Source organism: Pseudomonas sp. NFR02 (assembly GCF_900119375.1).
GTDB classification, from domain to species: Bacteria; Pseudomonadota; Gammaproteobacteria; order Pseudomonadales; family Pseudomonadaceae; genus Aquipseudomonas; species Aquipseudomonas paracarnis.
This window is the reverse complement of the sequence record NZ_FPJJ01000005.1, coordinates 224,803-241,444: the sequence shown is the minus strand read 5'-3', so window position 1 is coordinate 241,444 and position 16,642 is coordinate 224,803. Positions and strand designations below refer to the sequence as shown.

Genomic DNA, 16,642 nt, shown 5'->3' with positions numbered 1-16,642 from the left:
GCCACCCTGGACGCTCCGCGTCCTGCTCTTAAAGTTGTGACGCGGAGCGTCACAGGATGTGTTCCCACGCAGAGCATGGGAACGAGCGGCACAATCTCCAAGGCATCTCAAAGTGCCACTTGCCATTTCAGTTGATGATAAGCATTATCATTCACTGCAAATCGGTCTGGTATCACTGTGAGCCAATCTCGCTTCAACCACGTCTTCCTCACCCAACGGGTGATCCTGCTACGAACTCTGCAACGCATGGTGCATAACCACAGCACTGCCGAGGACCTGTTGCAGGAAACCTACCTGCGCGTGACTCGGGCCCTGAGCGAGCGGCCAATCGACCACCTTGAACCCTTTGTCTACCAGACAGCGCGCAACCTGGCGCTGGATCACTTGCGTTCGCGCAGGATTCAGGCGCGTACCCTGCAGGAGGATGTCCCGCTGGATGTCCTGCAAAGCGTCGCCGCGCCGGCCAGCACGCCGGAGGAAGCTACCCAGGCAGAGCAGTTGCTGGAGCACCTGAGTGTCAGCCTCGGCCAGTTGAGCGCCCGCCAGCAGCGGATTTTCATCCTCAGCCGCCTGCACGGTTGCAGCTACCAAGAGATTGCCGATCAATTGGGCGTGTCCTTGAGCACGGTGCAAAAGGAACTCAAATTGATCATGGCTATCTGTGTGGGTGTGGCCGAACGGCTGGATCAGCCTTAAGCTTCACCTGACAGAGGTGCCGATCCAAGCTGTAGGAAAAATGAATAGAACGTGGCGAAGACCCGAGGAACACCGTGACGGACCCGAATAAACTGCGCCCCCATGCGTTGGCTCATGAGGTGTTGCAAGACGCGGCCATGGACCAAGCCCTCGATTGGCTGATCGCCTTGCAGTGCCCGCAACCTGGGCAGCAGGCCGCGTTCGACGCCTGGCTGGCCCAGGACCCGGCGCATGTCCACGCCTTCAGCAAGGCCCAGGCCGCCTGGGGGGACGCGCCGGTACACAGCGCCGCCGTGGCCCTCGCCGCACCGCGCAAGCCCAGCGGCTGGCGCCGGATCAGACCGCACTGGAAACCCCTGGCCACCGCCGCCGTGTTACTGGTCGGCCTGTTCAGTTTCAGCAACCTGCCGGTGCGTTTGCAGGCCGACCATCTGACGGTGGTGGGCGAGCGCCAGCGCCTGCAACTGGACGATGGCTCCAAGGTGCTGCTGAACACCAATTCGGCGTTTTCCAGCACCATCAAGGACCATCAGCGCATTGCCCGCCTCTACCAGGGCGAAGCGTACTTTGAAATAGCGCCCACCCGTGGCCTGCCGCTGGAGATCGACGCGGGCCCGGTGCGCGCCAGCGTGCGCGACACCGCCTTTGCCGTGCGCTACCTCAATGGCGAAGCCCAGGTTCAAGTGCAGCGCGGCGATGTCGACCTGAGCAACACGTTCGACGATGCCCGCGTGCGCCTGAGCGCCGGTGAAAGCATCCGCATCGGCCCCAAGGGTTTCGGCCAACCGGCCAAGCTCGACCCCAGCAAGGATATGGCCTGGGTGCAGGGCCGGCTGGTATTCGAAAACTGCCCGCTGAGCGAAGTGCTGGCTGAGCTGCGCCGCTATTACCCCGGCTGGATCGTCAACAACAACGAGCAGCTGGCCAGCGTCGCCGTCACCGGCAACTACCGCCTCGACCAGCCCCTGGACGTGGTGCGCTCTCTGGCTCACATCACCTCGGCCAAGCTGTCGGAGTACCCGGCGCTGGTGATCCTGAACTAAATGAGAATTATTTTTACTCGATATTAACCGGCGATACGTCTCGTTATAGCCAATGCAACTGATTCCTATTTGGTTCGGTTCGCAACTATAAGATTCGTATCCCGGAGCGCTCTCGATGTCCTCTCGTTTCAACCGCCGGTCTGCTTCGCCCGTTTTGTCCTTGCTGACCGCCGCGATCCTGCTGGCTGGTACGCCCGTCATGAGCGCCACCGCCGCGGAATCTGCCGCTCGCAGCCACGCCAATTACACGTTCAGCATCGAACAGCAGCCACTGGTGTCGGCACTCAACGCCTTCACCGCAGTGACCGGCTGGCAAGTGGGCCTGCCGGCCGAACTGGGCCAGGGCGTGTCGTCCCCTGGCGTGCGCGGCCCGCTGCCAGCGGAAAAAGCCCTCGAGCGGCTGTTGGTGGGGACCAACCTGAGCTATCGCAAACTGGGCACTAACAACATCGTGCTGGAAAAACGTAGCGCCGGCAGCGCCCTCGCCCTGCAACAGGTGACCATCAGCGCCACCCGCAATGAACAGGATGTGAACAGTGTACCGAGCACCGTCAGCGTGCACGACCGCGCAGAACTGGACCGCCAGCACGTCAACAACATCCGTGAACTGGTGCGCTACGAACCCGGCGTCTCCGTCGGCGGCGCCGGTACGCGCTCGGGTAACGCGGGCTACAACATTCGTGGCATCGACGGCGACCGCGTCCTCACCCAGGTGGATGGCGTCGAAGTGCCGGACAATTTCTTCAACGGCCCTTACGCCAAGACCCGCCGCAATTACGTCGACCCGGAAATCGTCAAGCGCGTGGAGATCCTGCGTGGCCCGGCCTCGGCCCTGTACGGCAGCAGCGCCATCGGCGGCGCGGTGAGTTATTTCACCCTCGACCCGGATGACATCATCAAACCAGGCCAAGACGTCGGCGCCCGCCTGAAGACCGGCTACAGCTCAGCCGACGAGAGCTGGCTGACCTCCGGCACCTTCGCCGGGCGTGTGCAAGACTTCGACGGTTTGCTGCACCTGAGCCAGCGCAATGGCCATGAAACCGAGTCCTACGATGGCAACAACGCCACCGGCCTGGCCCGTACCGGCGCCAACCCGGAAGATGCGCGCACCACCAACGTGCTGGCCAAGCTGGGCTGGAACTATGGCGATGACAACCGCCTGGGCCTGACCTATGAGAAGTTCAAGGATGACCGCGACGTCAATCTGAAAAACGCAGTGGGCGGTCCGTTCATCGGTGGTCGGGGCATGAACCTGTACCGCGACCGTCGCGGTAACGACACCATTACCCGCGAGCGCTTCGGCCTGGAAAACACCTTCGCCCTGGAGTCGCCGATTGCCGACCGCATCAAGACCAGCCTCAACTACCAGATCGCCAAGACCGACCAGACCACCGCCGAAATCTACCAGGCCGGCCGTCGCGTCCTGCGTACCCGCGACACCCTTTACGAAGAAAAACAGTGGGTCTTCGACGCGCAACTGGACAAAGCATTCAGCCTCGGCGAAACCGACCACCAGGTTACCTACGGCACCACCCTCAAGCAGCAGAAAGTCACCGGCTCACGCGAAGGCTCGGCCTCGTGCCTGGCCATTGGCGCCGGCTGCACCGCCATCGGCGCGCCAAGCCCATCAGCCAGCGACAGCGTGAAAAAGGCCAGCGACTTCCCCGACCCGACCATCAACACCTACTCGCTGTTCGCCCAGGACCAGATCACCTGGGACAAATGGACCTTCCTGCCCGCCGTGCGTTATGACTACACCCGGCTCAAGCCCAAGCTGACCCAGGAATTCCTCAACACCGTCAACCCGACCGGCGCCTATGCCGTCGATGGCAAAGACAAGACCTGGAACCGCGTCACACCCAAGTTCGGCCTCACCTATGCCCTGACCGACAACTACACCTGGTTCGGCCAATACGCCGAGGGCTTCCGCACGCCGTCTGCCAAAGCACTGTACGGTCGCTTCGAAAACCTCAACCTGGGCTACACCGTCGAACCCAACCCCGACCTCAAGCCGGAAACCAGCAAAGGCATCGAAACCGGGATTCGCGGCAAATTCGACGAAGGCTCTTTCGATATTGCGGTGTACTACAACAAGTACCGCGACTTTATCGACGAAGACAACGCCGTGGTCGGCGGCACCGTGGAGCAGTTCCAGGCGGTCAACATCAAGCGCGCCACCATCAAGGGCGTGGAAGCCAAGGGCCGCCTGAACCTGGATACCTTCGGCGCGCCGAAGGGCCTGTATACCCAAGGCTCGGTTGCCTACACCTACGGTCGCAACGACGACAATGGCGAGCCGTTGAACAGCGTCAACCCACTCAAGGGCGTGTTTGGCCTGGGCTACGATCAGGACAACTACGGTGGCCTGGTGAGCTGGACCGTGGTGAAAAAACAAAACCGCGTCGACAGCACCACCTTCCACGCGCCCGACGGCGGCACCGACGGCCCGTTCAAGACCCCGGGCTTCGGCATCCTCGACCTGACCGCTTACTACAAAGTGAGCAAAGACGTGACCGTCAACGGTGGCCTCTACAACCTCACCGACAAGAAGTACTGGAACTGGGATGACGTGCGCAGCTACGACAGCGTCGGCGAAGCCGGTGTGACCGGCCCGGCTAACCTCGACCGCCTGACCCAGCCCGGTCGCAACTTTGCGATCAACGTGATCTGGGACATCTGACCCATCCGCCTCACCTCGCCGCACTTGCAGCCGCGGCGAGGTGAGGATTTTTTACTGTGCCGCGTCTTCTTGTTCGTCTAGTTGATAACAGCTCTCTTCAGGGCACCCAGGCGCTTCTCTTCTCAAGGACTTTTTTCATGACCGCTTCTTCCACCGCAGAACGCCCAAGCCTGCGCTCCCAACGCCTGAACCAGATCACCAACGCGCCGCACACCAAGCTCGACGCCTTGGTGAAAGCTCACGCCCCGTTCGAAACCCAAGCCAACTTCGCCCGTTTCGTGGTGGCCCAGTACCTGTTCCAATCGGAACTGGTGGCCTTGTACAACGATGCCGAGTTGAACCAGATCATCCCTGACCTGGCCGGCCGCTGCCGCGCCGAAGCGGCCAAGCTCGACCTGGCAGACCTGGACACCGAAATCCCGGCCCCGGTTGCCGGCGCGGTGAACAACCCCAGCAAAGCCGAAGCTTTGGGCTGGCTGTTCGTCTCCGAAGGCTCCAAGCTGGGCGCTGCGTTCCTGATCAAGCGCGCCGTGGGCCTGGGCCTGAGCGAAACCTTCGGTGCCCGCCACCTGGGCGAGCCGGCCGGTGGTCGCGCCGAAGGCTGGAAAAGCTTCACCCGCACCCTCGACGGCCTGGCATTCAGTGCCGAAGAAGAAGCTGCCGTGGAAAAAGGCGCGATTGATGCGTTTGTGCGCTTCACCGTGTTGCTGGAACAGGCGTACGCTAGCGCCCCAGAACTGGCGTAACCTTGGATTGAAATGCAATCAAATGTGGGAGCGGGCTTGCTCGCGAATGCAGTAGGTCAGCCAACAGATCAGGCGACTGATACACCGCATTCGCGAGCAAGCCCGCTCCCACATTTAGCCCTCATTTCAAATTGATTTTCTGCGATCTCCCTACCCATGACCGGCAAACCCCAATCCTCCTCCAAAATCGCCCAAGTCCTCTTTGGCCTGCTGGCCTACGTGAGCCTGGGGATCGGCTTGGTGGCGATTGTCATACCGGGGTTGCCCACCACCGAATTCATCTTGCTCGCCGCCTGGGCCGCCACCAAAAGCTCGCCGCGCCTCAGCGCCTGGCTGGAAAACCATCGCCTGTTCGGGCCGATCCTGTCCAACTGGCGCAATGGCAAGATCATCGCCCGCCGCGCCAAGGTCAGCGCCACGGTGAGCATGTTGCTGTGCGCCGTGCTGATGCTGGTGATGCTCGATCACGGCTGGCCGGTGTACCTGGCGATTGCCGGGATGAGCCTGGGCAACCTGTGGATCTGGTCCCGCCCCGAGCAGCTCGCACGCCCCGTATAACGGCCGGTGTAGGCATTTTCCTACCGCTCATCGCCTATTTCTCATGAATTGATTTGTGACGCCGATGTTTCAGGTACGGCGCCGAATGGACTTGGCTCTTCTGCGTGCATTCCAACAAGTCCATTCGTGAGTGAACCTATGTTCGACACCCTCTCCATCCGCTTGAAAATCGTGTTGCTGTCCGGCCTGTGCCTGCTGGGTGTGATTGCACTGGTGGTCGGCATCAATATCTACAACACCAACCAGAACGATCGGTTGGTCAGTGATTCAAGCTCACGAATGCTCACCGCCAGCGTTGAGCAGTTGCTGCAATCCAAAGCGGCCGAACAGGCCGGCCACTTGCAGCAGACCTTCGGCGAAAACCTGCTGGTGGTCACCGCCCTGGCCGACCAGATCAAAGACCTGCGTCAGTTGGGCACCCAACGCGCCCTTGAAGCCGGGGCCCTGCGTGAAGAGCTCAACCGCAGCGTCAAAACCGCGTTCGAGCGCAACACCAAAGTGCTGGGCATCTGGTTGTCGTTCGAACCCAACGGGCTGGATGGCAAGGACAGCGAATTCATCGACGACAAGGCACGCGTCTCCAATGAAAAAGGCCGGTTTTCCAGCTACTGGAGTCGTGCTGGCGGCGAAGGCCAGAACACCATCATGGTCGAAGATGACCTGACCAAGACCACCCTCAACCTCAGCGGCACGCCTTACAACATCTGGTACACCTGCCCACGGGACACGCGCAGCACTTGCCTGCTGGACCCGTACGAAGACACGGTGGCCGGTAAACCGGTACTGATGACCACCATTTCCCTGCCGCTGTTCGTCGACGGCAAAGTCATCGGCGTCGTCGGCGTGGACATCGCCCTCACCGCCCTGCAAGCGACCACCGATGCTGCGCAGAAAGACCTGTTCAACGGTGCCGCCCACCTGGAGATTCTGTCCAGCACCGGCCTGATCGCCGCCTACAGTGGTGAACCGGCCAAAGTCGGCAAGAACCTGATCGACAGCATCGGCGCCGAAGGCAAGGAGATCGTGCAACTGTTGGCCAATGACCGTCCGGTGATCCGTGAGCAGGACGACACCATTCGTGCCGTGTACCCGCTCAAGCCGATTGCCGGTGCCAAATCCTGGGGCGTGGTGATCAAGCTGCCCAAAGCGGTGATGCTGGCCGACAACGAAAAACTGCAAGCCGTACTCGACGAGGCCCAGGCAACAGGCACGCTAAAAGCCCTGCTGGTGGCCGCCGCCGCTGGCCTGCTGGGCTTGCTGTTGATCTGGCTGACCGCTACTGGCGTGACCCGCCCTATCAATAGCGTGGCCGCCATGCTCAAGGACATCGCCAGCGGTGACGGCGATCTCACCCAGCGCCTGGCCTACGCCAAGAAGGACGAACTGGGCGAGCTGGTGAACTGGTTCAACCGCTTCCTCGACAAACTGCAGCCGACCATTGCGCAGATCAAGCAAAGCATCACCGAAGCTCGTGGGACGGCCGATCAGTCGTCCGCCATTGCGCGCCAGACCAGCGAAGGCATGCAGGTGCAGTTCCGTGAAATCGACCAGGTCGCCACCGCGTCGAACGAAATGAGCGCCACCGCCCACGACGTGGCCAACAGCGCCTCCAATGCCGCCAGCGCGGCACGCGGCGCCGACCAGTCGGCTCGCGAAGGCATGTCGATCATCGAGCAGAGCACCCGCGATATCACCACTCTGGCCGACGAAGTCAGCAAAGCCGTGGGCGAAGTCGAAGCCCTGGCGGTCAACAGCGAGCAAATCGGTTCAGTGCTGGAGGTGATCCGCAGCATTGCCGAACAGACCAACCTGTTGGCGTTGAATGCGGCGATTGAAGCGGCGCGCGCTGGGGAAAGCGGACGTGGCTTTGCGGTGGTGGCCGACGAAGTGCGCAACCTGGCCAAACGCACCCAGGACTCGGTGGAAGAAATCCGCCTGGTGATCGAGCGTATCCAGAGCGGTACTCGTGGCGTAGTGGCGACCATGCACTCCAGCCAGCACCAGGCGCAGAGCAATGCCGGGCAGATCCATCAAGCCGTGCAAGCCCTGGGCAAGATCAGCGACGCGGTCACCGTGATCAGCGACATGAACCTGCAAATCGCCAGCGCGGCCGAACAGCAGAGCGCGGTGGCCGAAGAGGTCAACCGCAACGTCTCGGCGATTCGCACCGTGACTGAAACCCTGACCGGCCAGGCTACCGAGTCTGCAGCGATAAGCAGCCAGCTCAATGCGCTGGCCAGCCAGCAGATGAAGTTGATGGATCAGTTCAGGGTCTGATTCGGTTCTGAAAACATTGCCTCCTGTAGGAGCGAGCTTGCTCGCGAAAAACGTCAACGATAACGCGTGCTTCCTGAATAAACGCGGCGCCTGTGAGTTTTTCGCGAGCAAGCTCGCTCCTACATATAGAGCAGGATGGTGGTGAATTACAGGCCGGGCCAGGCCTGGACGAACGGCGTCAGGTCTTCCTTCGGCGCCGTACGCGGTGGGTTCTGCGGTGTGCCCAGGTAGAGAAAGCCAATCACTTCTTCATTCGCCGCCAACCCCAGGCCTTTGGCGACATGGGCCGAGTAGGACAATTCGCCAGTACGCCACACCGCGCCAATACCCTGGGCATACGCCGCCAGCAGAATGCCGTGGGCCGCACAGGCGGCGGCCAGCAATTGCTCGGACTTGGGCACTTTGAAATGCTCTTGCAAGCGTGCAATCACCACCACCACCAGCGGCGCACGCAGCGGGCCGTTCTGGGCTTTATCGATGACGGCTTGCGGTGCGTCGGCGTCTTGCAGGCGGGCGGCTTCAGCCAACAGCGTGCCCATCTGTTCACGGGCTGCACCTTCCACGGTGAGGAAACGCCACGGGCGCAGTTGACCGTGATCGGGCGCGCGCATGGCGGCGGCGAACAGCAGGTCGCGCTGCTCCTGGGTCGGTGCCGGGTCGAGCAAACGGGGCACCGAAACACGGTTGAGCAAAGCGTCGAGAGCCTGCATTGGCCACCTCCATAAAAAAATGTGCAGCCATTCTAGCGGGAAAGAATCGGGATGCCACCAAACGATAATTGCTCTTATTCAATCTGCCCTGCCCTGTTAGACTTTGCGCCTTAATTTTCTGCCCTCGTCCAGGAATCTCGATGTTCCGTGCGCTTTTGTACCTGCCTGCAGCGTTGATGGCTTTAAGCCTGACTGCTTGCGATGACGCCCCTCGCTTCACGAAAGCAGAGCCGGGTGAATCGCGGGCCGGTGGCGCGGCGACGGTAAACAAGCGCGACCAGAACGCCTTTTCCCTGCCATCGGCCAACCTGGCGCCGACGCGGCGCCTGGACTTCAGCGTCGGCAACAGTTTCTTTCGCAACCCGTGGGTGATTGCGCCGTCCACCACCACGGCGCGCGATGGCCTGGGCCCACTGTTCAATACCAACGCCTGCCAGAACTGTCATATCAAGGATGGCCGTGGCCACCCGCCGCTGCCCGACGCGCCCAATGCCGTGTCGATGCTGGTGCGCCTGTCCATCCATCCCTCTATTACAGAGCAGCCAGCCTACGCCAAGCTCATCGAACAGATCGGCGTGGTACCCGAGCCGGTCTACGGCGGGCAACTCCAGGACATGGCGGTGCCCGGCGTTGCGCCGGAAGGCAAGGTGCGGGTCGACTACACACCGGTCAACGTCAGGTTCAAGGACGGCACGCTCGTTGAATTACGCAAGCCCGACCTGCAGATCACCCAACTCGGCTACGGCCCGATGCACCCCGACACACGCTTCTCGGCGCGTATCGCCCCGCCGATGATCGGCCTGGGCCTGCTCGAAGCGATCAGCGACGCCGATATCCTGCGCAACACCGACCCCAAGACCGCCGACAAAGAGGCTATTGTCGGCCGCGCCAATTGGGTCTGGGATGACGCTCAGGCCAAAACTGTCCTCGGGCGTTTTGGCTGGAAAGCCGGGCAGCCCAACCTCAATCAACAAAACGTTCACGCGTTTTCTGGTGATATGGGCCTCACCACGTCCCTGAGACCCTTCGATGACTGCACCGACGCCCAAGTGGCCTGCAAACAGGCGCCCAACGGCAATGGCCCGCAGGGTGAACCGGAAGTCAGCGATAACATCCTGCGCCTGGTGCTGTTCTACACCCGCAACCTCGCGGTGCCCGCACGTCGGGACGTTGATACGCCGCAAGTGCTGGCCGGCAAGAACTTGTTCTACCAGGCCGGTTGCCAAGGCTGTCACAAGCCCAGCTTCACCACCGCCGCCAATGCCGCCGAACCAGAACTGGCCAACCAGATGATTCGCCCTTACAGCGACCTGCTGCTGCACGATATGGGCGAAGGCCTGGCCGACAACCGTAGCGAATTCAAGGCCACTGGCCGCGACTGGCGCACCCCGCCGCTGTGGGGCATTGGCCTGACGCAAACCGTGAGTGGTCACACCCAGTTCCTGCATGACGGCCGCGCCCGCAACCTGCTTGAAGCCGTGCTGTGGCATGGCGGCGAAGCCCAAGCGGCGCAGCAACATGTGTTGTCGTTCAATGCCGAGCAGCGTGCCGCGTTGCTGGCGTTCCTGAATTCTTTATAAGCTTTGCCCCACTTACAGAAGGGAGCTCGACATGTTTCGTCCCAAGTTGTTGTTCACCAGCCTCGCCGCCCTGGCCTTGGGCGCCTGCTCGCCCCAAGACCCGCAAGCCGTGACCTCGGCGGCCATCGCCAAGCAAGTGATCCTGCCAACCTACAGCCGCTGGGTTGAGGCCGACCGTCAGTTGGCCGTCAGCGCCCTGGCTTACTGCCAAGGCAAGGAAAGCCTGGACACCGCCCGCGCCGACTTCCTGCACGCGCAAAAAGCCTGGGCCGAGCTGCAACCGCTGCTGATCGGCCCGCTGGCCGAAGGCAACCGGGCGTGGCAGGTGCAGTTCTGGCCAGACAAGAAGAACCTGGTCGGCCGTCAGGTCGAGCAACTGGTCAGCGCCCAGCCGCAGATCGACGCCGCGGCGCTGGCGAAATCCAGCGTGGTGGTACAGGGCCTGTCGGCGTACGAATACATCCTTTACGACGCCAAGCCTGACGTCGCCGACGACGCCCAGAAAGCGCGCTATTGCCCGCTGCTGATGGCGATCGGTGAACGCCAGAAAGTCCTGGCCGAAGAGATCCTGGCCAGTTGGAACAGCACCGACGGCATGCTCGCGCAGATGACCAAGTTTCCGAACCAGCGCTACGCTGATTCCCACGAAGCCATCGCCGACCTGCTGCGCGTGCAAGTGACCGCCCTGGACACCCTGAAGAAAAAACTCGGCACCCCGATGGGCCGCCAGACCAAGGGCATCCCGCAACCGTTCCAGGCCGATGCCTGGCGCAGCCAGTCGTCCCTGCAAAGCCTGGAAGCCAGCCTCGCCGCAGCGCAGACCGTGTGGGTGGGCGTCGATAACAAAGGCCTGCGTGGCCTGCTGCCGGCGGACCAGAAGCCACTGGCCGAGAAAATCGACGCCGCCTACGCAGCGTCCCTGAAACTGTTCGCCAGCAACCAGCGCACCCTCAACGAACTGTTGAATGACGACGCCGGGCGCCAGCAACTCAACGACATCTACGACAGCCTCAACGTGGTCCACCGCCTGCATGAAGGTGAACTGGCCAAGGCGCTGGGTGTACAACTGGGCTTTAACGCCAACGACGGTGACTGATGATGCTCAGGCGACAGGCTTTGGCGGTGGGCAGCGTGCTGCTCAGCGCTATCACCTTGGGTGGCTGGACGCTGTTCAAGCACAAAGACAAAGGCCCGCTGCTGCTGTCGGCGCGCGATGATGCCGACGGCAAGCACTACGCTGTCGGCTATCGCCTGGACGGCAAGCCGGTATTTGCCACCCAGGTCGGCCAGCGCTGCCATGACATCATCAACCACCCGACCTTGCCGATTGCACTGTTCGTCGCCCGTCGCCCAGGCACCGAGAGCTACCTGATCGACCTGCGCGACGGCAGGCTGCTGCAAACTATCACCTCGAACGCCAACCGCCATTTCTATGGGCATGCGGTGATCCACAAGAGCGGTGACTGGCTGTACGCCACCGAGAACGACACTTCCGACCCTGGCCGCGGCCTGTTGGGTGTATATAAGTTCGAAGGTGAGCGGCTGGTGCACAGCGGCGAGATATCCACTCACGGCATCGGCCCGCATCAGGTCTCGTGGATGCCCGACGGCGAGACGCTGATCGTGGCCAACGGTGGCATTCGCACCGAAGCCGAAAGCCGGATAGAGATGAACCTCAATGCCATGGAGCCGAGCCTGGTGCTGATGCGGCGCGACGGCAGCCTGATCAGCAAGGAAACCCTGGCCCAGCAGATGAACAGCGTGCGGCACATGGGCATCGCCAGCGATGGCACCATCCTCACGGGGCAACAGTTCATGGGCCCGTCCCAGGAGCGTTCCGAGTTGCTGGCGATCAAGCGCCCGGGGCAGCCGTTCGTGGCGTTCCCAGTGGCGGATGAACAGTTGCAGGCGATAGGGCATTACACCGCCAGCGTGGCGGTGCATAGCGAACTGCGCCTGGTGGCGTTGACAGCACCTCGTGGCAATCGCTTTTTTATCTGGGACATGGACACCGCCGAACTGCGCCTGGATGGGCCCTTGCCGGACTGTGCGGGGGTGGGTGCGGTGGCGGATGGGTTTGTCGTGACATCAGGACAGGGGCGTTGCCGCTTCTATGACTGCCGCCAGGAAAAGTTACTGGCAACACCACTGGAGTTACCGGCAGGGTTCTGGGATAACCACCTGCACTTGGTCTAAAGACCGACGACATCAAAATGTGGGAGCGGGCTTGATCGTTCCCACGCTCTGCGTGGGAATGCAACCCGTGACGCTCTGCGTCACTGGCGCTAACGGACGAGACGCAGAGCGTCTCAAGAAGCATTCCCACGCAGAGCGTGGGAATGATCATGCCTGGCGCACCATAAAAAAAGGGCCTCGCATGGCAAGGCCCTTTTCGGGGTCAATCGTTTCAACTTTGCGGCCTCATCGCTTGAGACATGCCGAACATGAATAACAACAATTCATGGTCGGGCTTGGCCGCCACACTCGTCTTGGCAATGCGTGGCAGCAGGCATTGCCCGCCACCGTCTACCGCACTCAACACTTGTGTACGAGGTTGTTCCCATACCGCCAGGGCCAGGGCCGCAACACCCAATGCCCCGACCAGAAACAAACCTCGTGCGATTTCTAGCTTCATCTGGTTAAACCCTTGATAGCGCTGCCAAACGCCGTCTCGTAAAAGTAGCTGAGTTTTTTCCAGTCGGTATCATTCCACGACGAATGGCGACGCAATTGCAGCATGTCGTGGGACGCGGCCCGATAAGCGGTCAGGCGCTGGCGGCATTTCTCAAAGTCCAGCAGGGCCACTTCCACCGTCGCCGCATCAGGCTCACCGGTAACCCGCACGAAAATGTGCTTGATATACAGGCAACCGTGTTGCCAGCGGCCTTTGTGCATACGGGCCAAGGTGCCGGCCAACTCTTTCAGCAGGCGCTCGTGGACCGCCTCGCCATACTGTTCGCGGCCACCGGCGGCGTACCAGTTTTCAATCTCGTCGAAACCGTCCAGAGACGCGGTGACCAACAGGGCTTTCCACTGGTGCTCTGGGTCGCGACGTGCTTCGCAAAACACCAGTTCCGGCACACGCACATCCAGCAAACGCAGGCCTTTGAGGGCATCACGCTCACGCAGCACGGTCGGACGCCCAAAGGGGTGCAGCCAGCTGCGGTAAATGTGGCCGGTCTGGCGCTTGCAATAGAGCAAACGGCCATTAGGGCTTATGACCCGTTGCACGCCACTTTCACCACCACGTCGGCGGTTGGGTTCTTCCACCCACTCACCCTGTTGACGCCAGAAAAAATCAAATCGTTCTTCGGGAGCTACATGACTGCCTACTACGCACTCAACTGCCATCCTGTTACCTCTTGCGCAATACATACACTCGCCACATGGCGTAGAGCGGTATGAAGTCCAGGGATTCCTGAACACGGAAACCGGCCTGCTCGAATTCTGCCTCGACAGTAGCAGCCGGTAACACAAACCGGTTTTGGTAACCTTCTTGCTCACCTTTTTTGCGACGACGCACTTCGCTGCGCTTGCGCTTCCAGGCCTTGAAATTACCGTCTACCCACAGCGAAATAATCACGCTGTCGCGGGTAACACGTTGAAACTCGCGCAATATTGTCAATCTGTGCTCTGGATCACCGATGTGGTGCATCAAGCGCATGCAGAAAATACTGTCGACGGAGTTATCTGGCAAATCGATATCAAAGGCAGACGTCTGCAAAGGGCGTACCCGTTTCACCACATCTGCCGGTTGGGCAGCGGTGGCGATCTTCAACATCGACGCCGAATTGTCAGCTCCGATAATCACACGGTTGGGTTTTTCGGCCAGCAACGGCCAGAAACGTCCAGCGCCACACGGCAGGTCCAACACCAGCCCCGGCTCGCCGGCCATGGCCAGCGCACCGCGCGCCAACTGCTCGTCGCGCTTGTGGGACAACCGGCGAGCCAGATTGTCCTGATGCTTGAGCAAATATTTCTGGGCGTGTTGATCGTCGTACTTGTCAGAAAATTCCAGCTTGATCGGGGAAGGCATCTTGCGTCTCCAGTAACTGATGCCTACGACCTTAAGCAGCGAACTGTGATCAACAGGTCAACTCGTTGTGAAAATCTTGTCCTGTCCAATTGCATACATTTCAAGACTTTACAGAAACATTCAGTAGCACCGGGCCATCTTCGCCGAAAAGCGGGCAGTCTGCATCAGCAAAACGACAGACTGAAGGGTCAGGTTTTGACTGGGCTGAGCTCCACGTGAAAACGGCAGCCATTAGGCTCCATGGTGCTCAGGCTCACGCTCCAACCCTGGCTTTCGCAGATCCGCTGCACCAGTGACAGGCCGAGGCCAAGGCCCTCGCCACGCTTCTCGCTACCGCGCACGAACGGCTCGAACATCGCTTCGCGCTTCTCTTCGGGGATCCCGACACCGGAGTCCTCCACCGTGAAACCACTGGGCTCCAGGGTCAGGCGGATAAACCCGTGCTCGGTGTAATGCAGTGCGTTGCGCAGCAGGTTGCCCATCACCGCATGCAAGAAGGTGGTGTTGTAGCGGGTGTCCAGGGGGTTACCCGGCAGGTAGATCAACGCCAGGCCTTTTTTCTCGATGGGCTCGCGCCAGATACCGAGCAGGTCTTCGGCCACCTGGGTGAGGTTGCCTTGGGGTGAACTGGCAGCGTCGTCGTGTTTGGCGCGGGCCAGCATCAGGAAGGTTTGCACCAGCTCGCGCATTTCTTCACAGGCACGGGCTATGCGCTCTACCTGGTTGCGACCACGTTGATCGATGGCCGGGTTTTCGCGCAACAGTTCGCAGGAGCTGGCCAATACCATCAAGGGCGTGCGCAACTCATGGCTCACATCGCTGGTAAACAATTGCTCACGTGACAGCGCCTGGCGTAAACGCCCCAAGGTGGCGTCGAACGCCACCGCCAGTTCGCCCACTTCATCGGCGGCGTAATCCGGCGCCAGGGGCGGTGCCAGGCCCAACAGTTGGTCACGATGACGGACCTGGCGGGCCAGGCGTACCACCGGCGCCATCACCTTGCGGGCCAGCACCCAGCCGAGGAACGCCGCCAGCGCCAGGCTGAGTACGAACCCCACCAGCACCACCGCAAACAGCACGCGCTCACGCTCTTCGAAATCGCTCTGGTCTTGCAGCAACACATAACGTCGGCCATCGACCACTTCAACCATGGCGTGGTACGACAGCGCCTCGCGAAACACCTCATGAAACCCCGGGTCCAGATGGCGCAGGTCCTTGGGCAGTTCAAAATCGCCACGCCCGCCGCTGAAATAGAACAGCTGGTCCGGCTCCGGCCGATGGTTCCAGTCTTCGACGCTGTCCATCAACAGCAGGCGTTGCAAGTCGCCGCCCAAGCCCGCCGAGATCAACTTCTCTTCCACCAGGTGCACGGTCGCAATGATGCCGATGGCGAAGGCCCCCGCCACCAACGCACTCATCAAGGCGAAGGCGATGATGATCCGTTGGGCAAGGCTTTGCTTAAACTCCATCACGACCCTCGGCCAGGCGATAACCCACACCATGCACCGTTTGCAGCAATGGCTTGGCGAAGGGTTTGTCGATCACTTGGCGCAATTGGTGAACATGGCTGCGCAGGCTGTCGCTGTCCGGGCAGTCGTCTCCCCACAGGGCTTCTTCGAGAACTTCCCGACGCAGAACGTGCGGGCTTTTCTGCATCAGCACGGCGAGCAGTTTCAGGCCTACGGGGTTGAGCTTGAGCAAGCGCCCTTCGCGAGTGACTTCCAGCGTATCGAGGTCGTAGTTCAGGTCACCCACTTGCAGGGCACGACGCCCGCCGCCCTGGGCACGGCGCAACACCGCTTCGATACGGGCGGCCAGTTCCGACAAGGCGAAGGGTTTGAGCAGGTAATCATCGGCGCCGGACTTGAAGCCCTGCAGCCGGTCGTCCAGTTGATCGCGAGCGGTAAGCATGATTACCGGAGTGTCACGGCGCGCGTCTTCGCGCAGTCGCTTGCACAGGGTGTAGCCATCGATGCCGGGCAACATGATGTCGAGCACGATCAGGTCGTAATGCTCGGTGGCCGCCAGGTGCAGGCCCGACAAACCGTCCTGCGCACAGTCCACTGTGTAGCCTTTGAGCCCCAGGTAATCGGCCAGGTTGGCGAGGATATCGCGGTTGTCTTCAACCAATAGAATTCGCATGGGCAGTGTCTCCGTACGCGGTAACGGCCGTGTTGGCTCGCGCAGCTTAAGGCCAAGCGGGGCTCAGGGATAGAGCGCAGAGCCCCGCTGATAAAGGTTTTCAACTGTTTGCAGAGCCGAACAAGTTTTTCACTATAGCTTCACAAACTGACTACAGCCTCAGGAAGAAGATCG

15 protein-coding genes and 1 pseudogene are annotated in these 16,642 nt (G+C 61.1%); 10 read left to right on the top strand and 6 right to left on the bottom strand.

Annotated features, from left to right (window positions below):
- Positions 1–177 precede the first annotated feature (177 nt).
- The 7 genes and pseudogenes from BT199_RS17075 (at position 178) to BT199_RS27730 (ending at position 8,000) form a co-directional block, all read left to right on the top strand.
- Entirely contained in the window at positions 178–696 is a 519-nt protein-coding gene (locus BT199_RS17075; RefSeq protein WP_003193922.1) for an RNA polymerase sigma factor, read from the top strand.
- A gap of 74 nt (positions 697–770) precedes the next feature.
- Positions 771–1,739, top strand: coding sequence for a FecR family protein (locus BT199_RS17070; RefSeq protein ID WP_072435105.1), 969 nt, complete (start codon positions 771–773; stop codon positions 1,737–1,739).
- 115 nt (positions 1,740–1,854) lie between these two features.
- On the top strand, positions 1,855–4,419 hold the full coding sequence (locus BT199_RS17065) for a TonB-dependent receptor (RefSeq protein WP_072435103.1): 2,565 nt from the start codon (positions 1,855–1,857) through the stop codon (positions 4,417–4,419).
- Between the two features lie 137 nt (positions 4,420–4,556).
- The gene (locus BT199_RS17060) at positions 4,557–5,165 is read left to right on the top strand and encodes a biliverdin-producing heme oxygenase (protein ID WP_072435102.1); all 609 of its coding nucleotides are present in this window, start codon (positions 4,557–4,559) and stop codon (positions 5,163–5,165) included.
- A gap of 156 nt (positions 5,166–5,321) precedes the next feature.
- Complete coding sequence (locus BT199_RS17055) at positions 5,322–5,723, top strand: YbaN family protein (protein WP_014719757.1); 402 nt, start codon at positions 5,322–5,324, stop codon at positions 5,721–5,723.
- Between the two features lie 138 nt (positions 5,724–5,861).
- A pseudogene (locus BT199_RS27735) lies at positions 5,862–7,142 on the top strand (HAMP domain-containing protein); the annotation flags it as partial.
- 102 nt (positions 7,143–7,244) lie between these two features.
- Complete coding sequence (locus BT199_RS27730) at positions 7,245–8,000, top strand: methyl-accepting chemotaxis protein (protein ID WP_370706227.1); 756 nt, start codon at positions 7,245–7,247, stop codon at positions 7,998–8,000.
- 146 nt (positions 8,001–8,146) lie between these two features.
- Here the strand turns inward: BT199_RS27730 and BT199_RS17045 are convergent, their stop codons facing one another.
- Positions 8,147–8,710 (bottom strand): NAD(P)H nitroreductase, encoded by a 564-nt coding sequence (locus tag BT199_RS17045; RefSeq protein WP_057703854.1) that lies wholly within the window; start codon positions 8,708–8,710, stop codon positions 8,147–8,149.
- A gap of 140 nt (positions 8,711–8,850) precedes the next feature.
- Here BT199_RS17045 and BT199_RS17040 point away from each other — a divergent pair, with 140 nt between their 5' ends.
- Genes BT199_RS17040 through BT199_RS17030 form a run of 3 tightly spaced genes read left to right on the top strand, consistent with a single transcriptional unit; the run spans position 8,851 to position 12,486 of the window.
- The gene (locus BT199_RS17040) at positions 8,851–10,290 is read left to right on the top strand and encodes a di-heme oxidoreductase family protein (protein ID WP_072435099.1); all 1,440 of its coding nucleotides are present in this window, start codon (positions 8,851–8,853) and stop codon (positions 10,288–10,290) included.
- Between the two features lie 31 nt (positions 10,291–10,321).
- On the top strand, positions 10,322–11,386 hold the full coding sequence (locus BT199_RS17035; RefSeq protein WP_003193930.1) for an imelysin family protein: 1,065 nt from the start codon (positions 10,322–10,324) through the stop codon (positions 11,384–11,386).
- A gap of 2 nt (positions 11,387–11,388) precedes the next feature.
- Positions 11,389–12,486, top strand: a complete 1,098-nt coding sequence (locus tag BT199_RS17030; RefSeq protein ID WP_072435097.1) for a DUF1513 domain-containing protein — start codon at positions 11,389–11,391, stop codon at positions 12,484–12,486.
- A gap of 211 nt (positions 12,487–12,697) precedes the next feature.
- Here the strand turns inward: BT199_RS17030 and BT199_RS17025 are convergent, their stop codons facing one another.
- The 5 genes from BT199_RS17025 to colR form a co-directional block, all read right to left on the bottom strand.
- The gene (locus tag BT199_RS17025; RefSeq protein WP_003193932.1) at positions 12,698–12,925 is read right to left on the bottom strand and encodes a hypothetical protein; all 228 of its coding nucleotides are present in this window, start codon (positions 12,923–12,925) and stop codon (positions 12,698–12,700) included.
- Positions 12,922–13,641: a lipopolysaccharide kinase InaA family protein gene (locus tag BT199_RS17020; protein ID WP_072435095.1), complete on the bottom strand. Its 720-nt coding sequence runs from the start codon at positions 13,639–13,641 to the stop codon at positions 12,922–12,924. The genes BT199_RS17025 and BT199_RS17020 overlap by 4 nt, the downstream gene beginning before the upstream one ends.
- A 4-nt stretch (positions 13,642–13,645) precedes the next feature.
- Positions 13,646–14,326 carry a class I SAM-dependent methyltransferase gene (locus BT199_RS17015; protein WP_054897665.1) on the bottom strand — a complete coding sequence of 227 codons (681 nt, stop codon included), beginning with the start codon at positions 14,324–14,326 and terminating at the stop codon, positions 13,646–13,648.
- Between the two features lie 188 nt (positions 14,327–14,514).
- Positions 14,515–15,795, bottom strand: a complete 1,281-nt coding sequence (locus tag BT199_RS17010; protein ID WP_019817331.1) for a sensor histidine kinase — start codon at positions 15,793–15,795, stop codon at positions 14,515–14,517.
- Positions 15,785–16,468, bottom strand: coding sequence for a two-component system response regulator ColR (gene colR / locus BT199_RS17005; protein ID WP_003193936.1), 684 nt, complete (start codon positions 16,466–16,468; stop codon positions 15,785–15,787). Before colR ends, BT199_RS17010 begins: the two co-directional genes overlap by 11 nt.
- Positions 16,469–16,642: the final 174 nt, after the last annotated feature.